Source organism: Rhodococcus sp. P3_B8 (assembly GCF_056402775.1).
This window is the reverse complement of the sequence record NZ_JBFUGT010000293.1, coordinates 1-8,051: the sequence shown is the minus strand read 5'-3', so window position 1 is coordinate 8,051 and position 8,051 is coordinate 1. Positions and strand designations below refer to the sequence as shown.

The 8,051-nt window shown below is 67.9% G+C and carries 6 protein-coding genes and 2 pseudogenes; 2 read left to right on the top strand and 6 right to left on the bottom strand.

The annotated features are described in order from the left end of the window. Nucleotides 1-229: 229 nt before the first annotated feature. Together AC1D1G_RS37770 and AC1D1G_RS37765 are read right to left on the bottom strand one after the other, a co-directional pair. Entirely contained in the window at nucleotides 230-373 is a 144-nt protein-coding gene (locus tag AC1D1G_RS37770; protein ID WP_280780205.1) for a cupin domain-containing protein, read from the bottom strand. A gap of 743 nt (nucleotides 374-1,116) precedes the next feature. Further along, the gene (locus tag AC1D1G_RS37765) at nucleotides 1,117-2,577 is read right to left on the bottom strand and encodes an FAD-dependent oxidoreductase (RefSeq protein ID WP_477956132.1); all 1,461 of its coding nucleotides are present in this window, start codon (nucleotides 2,575-2,577) and stop codon (nucleotides 1,117-1,119) included. A gap of 149 nt (nucleotides 2,578-2,726) precedes the next feature. Here AC1D1G_RS37765 and AC1D1G_RS37760 point away from each other — a divergent pair, with 149 nt between their 5' ends. Next, nucleotides 2,727-3,344, top strand: a complete 618-nt coding sequence (locus tag AC1D1G_RS37760) for a TetR/AcrR family transcriptional regulator (RefSeq protein ID WP_280780207.1) — start codon at nucleotides 2,727-2,729, stop codon at nucleotides 3,342-3,344. Between the two features lie 125 nt (nucleotides 3,345-3,469). On the opposite strand, the gene AC1D1G_RS37755 is transcribed toward AC1D1G_RS37760, so the two are convergent. Continuing rightward, the gene (locus AC1D1G_RS37755; protein ID WP_477956133.1) at nucleotides 3,470-3,646 is read right to left on the bottom strand and encodes a hypothetical protein; all 177 of its coding nucleotides are present in this window, start codon (nucleotides 3,644-3,646) and stop codon (nucleotides 3,470-3,472) included. Between AC1D1G_RS37755 and AC1D1G_RS37750 the strand changes: the two are divergent. Next, a pseudogene (locus AC1D1G_RS37750) lies at nucleotides 3,570-4,140 on the top strand (S1C family serine protease). The gene AC1D1G_RS37755 and the pseudogene AC1D1G_RS37750 overlap by 77 nt on opposite strands. Nucleotides 4,141-4,173: 33 nt before the next feature. Here AC1D1G_RS37750 and AC1D1G_RS37745 read toward each other — a convergent pair. The 3 genes and pseudogenes from AC1D1G_RS37745 to AC1D1G_RS37735 form a co-directional block, all read right to left on the bottom strand. Further along, on the bottom strand, nucleotides 4,174-4,611 hold the full coding sequence (locus AC1D1G_RS37745) for a hypothetical protein (protein ID WP_477956131.1): 438 nt from the start codon (nucleotides 4,609-4,611) through the stop codon (nucleotides 4,174-4,176). Then, a pseudogene (locus AC1D1G_RS37740) lies at nucleotides 4,608-6,074 on the bottom strand (aldehyde dehydrogenase family protein). The gene AC1D1G_RS37745 and the pseudogene AC1D1G_RS37740 overlap by 4 nt, the downstream one beginning before the upstream one ends. A 454-nt stretch (nucleotides 6,075-6,528) precedes the next feature. Further along, nucleotides 6,529-7,476, bottom strand: a complete 948-nt coding sequence (locus AC1D1G_RS37735) for a hypothetical protein (protein WP_477956130.1) — start codon at nucleotides 7,474-7,476, stop codon at nucleotides 6,529-6,531. Nucleotides 7,477-8,051 lie beyond the last annotated feature (575 nt).

Below are 8,051 nucleotides of genomic sequence, written 5' to 3'. Positions count from 1 at the left end.
GCCGGGTGCCCGAAGCGGACGGTGCCGCACACGATGCTCGTGGGTGCCCCGCCGCCGCCGTGCCGCAAGATCGCATAACGATCGCTGGCGTAGTCGTATGCCAGCCCGTCGACCCGCGGGGCCGGAACCCCGGGCTCGCTGAGCAGCAGGTGCCCCTGGCCGTGCGGCACTGCCGGGGATCGTCGCCGTCCACCTCGAGCCGACAGCGTCCGGCGTTGACGACATGGAATCACATCGACTCGGGCTCGGGCGGCAGGTCCAGCCCCCATGGAGCGGTCAGCTCGGACCTGCAGTAGAAGGTGCCCGCCATGCGCAGGGCGTGCAGCGCCTCGCCCAGCGGATCGGGTGTGGTCCAGGGATCCACTCCTCGCATGGGCCCAGTCTGGCGCCCCGCACGTGCGCGCGTCCACGGACTCTGGACGAACGGGCATGAATGAGCGACGGGCGAGCATTGTTCCACCGGCTCTGGTCCCGCAGAGTGGACGGCAGGTACATCACCCAATCACGACCGGGATCCGCCATGACCGAGATTGCACACAACGAACTGCCCACACCGGTGCTCTGGTGCTCGGCGTCGCGCTGCCGGCGATGGCCCTCGTCGCCGGGGTGGCCTACTCATTCTCGGTTGCGGTCATGCCCAACCAAGGTGCGCAACGTAATTCGAATGCTCCCTGCGCCGGAAGTCGGGCGAACCTCGTACACCACCACGTCCCTGCACCCGACTACCTCGGACCCGCCGCGACTGAGACGCCGCCCGGACTCGCCGGTGTCACTAGCCGAAGCCGGGACCAGTTCCCAATCCGACACGATGGGCAAGTGAGGCCGGTGACGGCGCTCAGCGACACTGTGACCGTGACCGACGACATGCACGTCGCCGATTCGATCGTCGGCGTTGACGGCCAACGTGCCCTACGCGTACGCGGCGAGGAGCAGTAGCCATCCAGGCTTGTATTCACCGCTGGTGCCTGCCCGCTCGATGACGCCGGCGCCACGGTAGCGGTCCGCGCCCCTTTGGCGACCACGACGTGCCTTGCACACTGCTCGGCGTTGTTGTACTCGGTTACCCGGACCAGCTTGTCGAAGTCGAGGCGATTGCCGCGCTTCAAGAGCGGAACTTCATCGGGCTCGTTCCGCGTGGCGGAGGGCCGCGGCCGGTTCGGTGCCTGACGGCCACCATCCGGCGGGGGCCCCGTCCGGGCGCGCCAGGAGTGCCCCGCCGCGGGGGATGCCCATTCCGCGGGCGGTGATGGTGTCGAGGTCGTGGACGACGAGCGGAGGCCCGGGAACGGAGCGAGCTGCGCGCTGCCAGGTCGCGCTCGGGTCGGTGGTGAACAACGTCAGCCCGGGTCCGAGTAGATCGAGGGTGGACACAGTGTGGGCTCGGGAGCGCAACCAGACGTGCGGGATTCGGCCGCCGAGGTCCGCGGGCAGTTCGTGTGCGGCGAGTCGGGCCCCGCCGTGCGGGTCGGCCGATCGGGCCACGTTGTGTGCGGCCACCGGTCGACGTTCGGCCTCGTAGGTGTCCAGTAGCTGCGGTCCGCTCCAGCCGAGGAGCACCCAGGCGAGTTTCCACCCGAGGTCGTAGGCACTCTGGATGGCGGTGTTCATGCCGGTGCCCCCGCGTGGCGTGATCTGGTGCGCGGCGTCGCCGACGAGGAACGCGGCGCCCTCCCGCCAGCGGTCCGCGAGCTGCKCGGCGAAGGTGAACGTCCCGATGCGTTCGATTTTCGGCGCCAGGTCGGCTAGTCCGCTGCCGAGCCGGATGAGGCGGGCGGATTGGTCCCTCGTCGGCTTCGGCGAAGAGTACTGCGCGAGTTCGTGTTCCACGCCGTAGACCCATCGGTCACCGTGGCCGGCGGGGACGAAGACTCCCGCGGCTTCGGGGTGGGTGACGGCGTAGATGCAGTAGCGGCGGTCGCCGAGTAGTTCCCACAGTGGGGCACGGAACTCGGTCCCGATTGCCTGGGACAGACGCCCCGGCCCACGCATCACGATCCCGAGGGCATCGCGCACCGTGCTGCGCGCTCCGTCCGCCGCGACGAGGTAGCGGGCGTGGACGATTCGGGTTTCGCGGGTTTCGACGTCGCGCAGCGTCACCTGGACGTCATCGGACCGGTCCTCGAGGCCGACCACTTCGGTGCCCATCTCCACCCGCGCGGTGCCGAACGAGCGCAGATGGTCCAGCAGCACCGGCTCGAGCTGATCTTGCGGAACCGAGGCGGGAGCGGTCGGGCTGAGGACCGCGCTCTGCTCTCGGGTCGGGAAGCTGGTCAGGTGGGTGTCACCGGCAGCGTTGAGCGTGGGACCGACCCATTGCTTCCATTCGACCTCGACCCCGCCCGCGCGGACCTCCTGCTCCAGCCCCCAGGAACGCAACAGCTCCATCGTGCGGGTACTGATGGAGGCCGCCCGTGGTAGCCCCGACAGGGCGGGACGCCGCTCCACCACGATGACCTCGATCCCGTGGCGAGCCAGTGTGATTGCCGTGGTGAGACCCGCCGGGCCCGCTCCGACCACGAGTACAGGCGTGGACGCCCGGGGTGTCGGCGGACGGGTGGGTGTGGTCGGGCTGTTCATGACGTCAGCTCCTTCGTCCGAAGGCTCGTTGTCTCGACGTCAGGGGAGGGCGGCGGGCTCGTCTCGATTTCGCCGGACAATATGTCTCTCGATTAACAGTCTGAACTTCACGAGACGATGTGTCAAGTGAAAATGTTAGAGTGACGGCTGTGGCCACCAGGAAGTACGAGCAGCGCCTGCGCGCGGAGGCGGCCGAGGAAACGCGCCGCAGCATTCTCGACGCGGTCTATGACCGGCTGCGCCGAGCACCGTCCACACCGGTGAGTGTCGAGCAGGTGGCCCGGACGGCGGGCGTCTCCCGCTCCACCGTCTACCTCGTCTTCGGGTCACGAGCCGGGCTGTTCGACGCCCTCACCACGGACCTGTGGTGGCACCGGGCAGGGTTCCAGGCGGTGGTGGATGCGGTGGAGCACCCGGACGCGCGGGAGCACCTGCGCGGCGGGATCGACGCCGGTGTCCGGGTGTTCGCGGCCCACCGCGACGTCTTCCGGGCACTGTTCTCGATGGCCCAACTCGACGCGGATGCCGTCGGCGGGGCCATCGCGCGGATCGAGGAGAACCGGGCCGGCGGGATGGCGCACCTCGCCCAGCGACTGGCCGAACAGGAGGTTCTGCGGCCGGAGGTCACCGTCGACGAGGCTGCAGACCTGCTCTGGCTATTGGCGAGCTTCGACAGCTTCGACCAGCTGTACACCGGGCGGAATCTCCCCGTCGACGACGTCTCCCGCACCCTGATCGCCGCCGCCGAACGCAGCCTCTGCCGGTGAGTGGTCGGCCTCGTACCGCACGGTCACGCCTGTTTCGTCGGGTGGTCAGCTGGCAGCGAACAGGGGCATAGGTGGTCGTGTGCCGGCGCTGTAGTGGGTATGGGCGAACTGGAGAAGTTGGACGGCTACTCGAGGACGGTGGTCTCGGTTGCCGATACGGTGTTGCCGAGTGTGGCCAGCCTGGTTGTGCGGACGTCACGGGGGAGCGGTTCGGGCAGCGCGAGTGTGATCACCGATGACCGGCTGTTGCTGACGAGTGCGCACGTGGTGGCGGGAGCGAGCGGGGCCGAGGCGGCATTCACCGACGGAACTGTTGTCCGCACCGACGTGGTGGGGCGCGATCCGTTGTCCGATCTCGCTGTGCTGCGTGCTCGGGGCGATGTGCCGGCTGGTCGGGGTGAACACCGCTGTCGCCGGAATGGGGGTGGGTCTGGCGGTGCCGATCAACTCGACGACGAGGCAGATCATCGCCGCGTTGGTATCGGCGGGGCGGGTGCGGAGGGCTTGGTTGGGGATCGCGGGCATGCAGGTTCCACTGCCTCCGAAGCTGCAGGGGCGGATCGGGTCGAAGACCGGTTTGCAGGTTGCCGGTGTCTCCCCGCGCAGCCCGGCCGCCGAGGCGGGGCTGCGGCGCGGGGACATCATGGTCGAACTCGACGGCAAGCCGGTCGTGACGACGACCGCCGTCCAGCGGTTGATGGCCGAGGATGCGATCGACCGGCAGATCGAGATCACAGTGTGGCGCAACGGTGCGCTGGTGGACGTGTTCGCACGTCCTCGTGAGCTCGCGGCCTGACGACCACACGGCGACGTGGGATCCGATCGACGGTCACCGATTCATCTCGTGCCGGATCGCGTCCTGGACTTTCCCGTGAGCCACCGCGATACCGCCCGCGATATCGGTCAGTGTTCTCCGATGCTGGAGGCGCAACGGGTCGTTCATTACACCGTCGTGCAGGTGTTGCCGATAGGGGAAGGCCGGGCGCGGTTCGGTCTTCACGAGGTGCCGATTGAACGTCCCAGTGAGCTGCGACAGCTCGTTGAGTCGTCGGTAAACGTCATCGCTGGCGACGACCCGCGCCTGGCTGAGCAGGGAATCGAACTCGTCGCCGCCGATCTCGTCCGCGTCATTCGGGTGCGATGCAGCCGAAGTCGTTGCGGTTGCGGCGAGGCGGGCCGTCGCTCGCAGCAGGTCGGCGTAGAGCGCGAGCCGCAGTTTCACGAGTTGGTCTCGGCGCGCAGTCTTGCTGCGCAACCGTTCGGTCATACACTCTGGCGGCCGCTGTTCACGGCCGGTTCTGGTTCGTCGTTGTCGCCGAAGATCGTCTTGGCCTCGAGGTATTCCATCAGTCCGAGCTTGCCGAACTCCCGGCCGTTGCCTCACTGTTTGTAGCCGCCGAACGGCGCATCGAAAGCCAGCGGAGCACCATTGAGGTGAACCATTCCCGTCCGCAGCTGTCGGGCCACATTCCGTGCCCACTCCGGATCGCTCGACGAGACCATCCCGGACAGCCCATACGCGGTGTCATTCGCGATGCGGATTGCGTCGGCCTCGTCCTCGTAGCCGATGAGCATCACGACCGGGCCGAAGATCTCCTCGCGCGCGATGGTCATATCGTTCGTCACGTCCGCAAAGACGGTGGGCCGGACGAAGTAGCCGGTGGACAGTCCTGCCGGGCGACCGACTCCACCAGCGACGAGTGTGCCGCCCTCTTCGATGCCGGTCTGGATCAGGCGCTGCACCTTGTCGAACTGTGTCTGTGACACCAGCGGTCCCACGGTCGTCCCCTCGGCCTCGGGTTGTCCGACCACGATCGACGCGGTGGCGGCTTTCGCGATCGCGATCGCATCGTTCATGCGGTCGGACGGAACCAGAATGCGCGAGGCAGCATTGCAGGACTGGCCCGAATTGACCACCACACCCAGCACGTCTCGGGTGATGACTTTTTCGAAGTCCGCGTCGTCCAGCACAATGTTCGCCGACTTGCCGCCGAGCTCCTGTGCAACGCGTTTGACCGTTGTCGCAGCGTTCCGAGCGACCTCGACGCCGGCACGCGTCGATCCGGTGAACGAGACCATGTCGATGTCGGGGTGCATCGAGAGTGCGGCTCCGACGGTAGGTCCGTCACCGTGGACAAGGTTGAAAACTCCGGCAGGGACTCCTGCTTCATGAAGTATCTCCGCGAAGATGATCGCATTGAGGGGCGCGATCTCGGACGGCTTCAACACCATCGTGCAGCCTGCGGCCAGCGCGGGCGCAACCTTCGCGGCGATCTGATTGACGGGCCAGTTCCRGGGTGTGATGAACGCACACACGCCGACCGGCTCATGCACCACCGTCGTCGTGCCGATCCTCTCCTCGAATTCGACCGCGCGCAGCGCATCGACGGCCGCTGTGAGATGCACCAGGCCGGACGGTGCCTGAGCGGTCGTGGCCAATGAAGTGGGTGCCCCCATTTCCTGGGTGATCGTCGACGCCAGGTCCGCCATCCGTCGCCCGTAGACCTCGATTATCCGATCCAGTAACGCAATCCGGTCGGMACGTGTCGTCGACCCGTAACCGTCGAACGCTCTGCGGGCGGCCATGACGGCGCGGTCGACGTCCTTCTCGTCGCCCAGCGCGATGGTGGCGACGATCTCTTCTGTCGCAGGGTTGACGACGTCGAGCGTGTCGGTGCCGATCGGGTCGGTCCATTCGCCGTCGATGTAAAACCTCTGGGTGTTCTCCATGGTGCTCCTCTGGTCGGCTGCTGCAGAAGGTGGGAAGGGTTGGGTTCGGCGGGTGGCCTTCGTGTTCGCGATGGCGTCCTGTGTTGCACCGTTCTCGCACCCCGGGTCCTGACTGGTTTGCGTCGGAACGTTTCCGGCGCCTGATAACAATGACTCGCCACAGCTCAGCTGTCTGTCCGCCGGCCGGGCCCTCTGGAGGATGAATGCGTTGTCCCCCAATCGGAGGACAACGGCGATTTCGGGTCGAGCGATAAGAAGTCGAGGGGGCGGTCCATCGCCGATGTTCGGCGAACGATGTTCCCCGAGAACGGAATTGCGGTGTCGAGCTGCTGATCCCAGCACCGAACGCCTGTCAGCTTCGTTCGCACGAATGATCGTCTGGGTCCGACGTCACGATGCGGGATATCGACGATCAGACCGTGAAGCGGAGCCCTGTGCGGCGGATGGCGCGGCGTTACCTCGACGCGCTGACCGACGAGGACCGCGCGGGACGTCGGAGTGCGGCCGCCGCCATGGTGAGCGCCACAGCATCCTCGGCGAGCGYGGCCTGCCAGTCGGGCATCCGCCGGCCGGCCCACTGCCGCCACCACGCGCCGCCGTAGGAGCCGGCGAGGGCACCGACGGTTCCGATGATCAGGGCCGACGCCGTGTCGGCCCGGTCGCGGTGGGCCAGCGCCGCGGCGCCTCCGCCGCCTGCGATGAGGCGTCCGGTGAGCGCGGGCTGGGAGAGGCGCGACGGTACGTTCGGGTTCTTGTCGGCCACCAGTTCGCCGCCGACGAGCGCCGTCGCGCCAACGACGCGGGCCCGGTGCGCCGAGCCCGGGGCACCCGACAGCAGTGCCGCCGCGATGCCCGTGGAACTGCGGAGACCGCTGGCCACGCCGATCACGGCCGACCGGGCAGTGCTCGACCGTTCCGCCGCCCGGCCCCTCCGGTGCCCCGTCGCCTCGTCCTGTTGCCGCAGGACTGTGGTGACGGTGGCGCCGTAGACGAGATGCGGCACGAGGTCGCTGAGCCAGTCCTGGGCGGTCCACTGCCGCGGGTCGCTGATGCCGCGCAGGGCGATCGGGATGTCGGTGGCTGCCATCGCGGCGAGACCGATCCCGATCGTTCCGGCGGCCGGGGTCAGGTGGGCGCCGGCGCGACGGACGAGGGACGCGGCCACGCCGAGTCCTGTGCCGACGGCTATCCCACCGAGCGCACCGAACGCCGACCGCCGCGCCGCGAGCGTGTCACCGCGTCCCGGTATCGCGACGCCCAGAGCGGTCGCAACGGACTCGACCGTCTTCTCCGGAACGGTGCTTGCGGGGCGGCCGCGGATCGCCATGTCCAGGTAAGTGACGGCGTCGAGCATCGTGGTGCCTGCGGCACCTGCAACGATGCCGGTCGTGACAGCGTTCATCGAACTGCCTCTCTCGCGTGATTCGACGACGGGGTCGCCCTTCCCGGGAGCATCCCCCGGCGGCGTACCGGGCAAACGTGGACGGGTGTTGGGCGCGAGGCACGGCGGTATGCGGGCAGGAGTGAGCAGGACGCGATTGCGGGCGACGGTGACTGGTTCGGTGGCCGGGAACGTTGGCCAGGATCGTGCCGGCAATGGGGAGTCCGCGAGCGTGGCGACGCCGGATATCTTGTGGCGCAGCCAAGCGCAGCCCCCGCCAACGATCGGTGTCAGCTGGCAGGGGCGCTACACGGACAAACCGCGCGTAGTAACGAGCGGCGCATTAGTGATCTTCGTGAGCCGGGGCGCGGAAGTCCAGGGAGCGCGTTGACTCATCCGAAATGCCCGCGTGAGCCCCTTCGTTGCCTCACGTGAGAATGCCCGCGTAGCGGCGTGTCGATCACGTCGGTGTGGTGGTCGAGGGTAGGGCCGGAGGATGGGACTGACCATGGCTGAACGCAGAGCCGTCACCACGGCGATCGCGACCCGCTACAAGCGCGCCGACAAGCCGGGCAAAGCGAAGATCCTAGACGAAC

Excerpts from the sequence above, each read along its gene's own strand:
- AC1D1G_RS37770 (WP_280780205.1), bottom strand. The coding sequence starts at position 373 with ATGCGAGGAGTGGATCCCTGGACCACACCCGATCCGCTGGGCGAGGCG.
- AC1D1G_RS37745 (WP_477956131.1), bottom strand. The coding sequence starts at position 4,611 with ATGACCGAACGGTTGCGCAGCAAGACTGCGCGCCGAGACCAACTCGTG.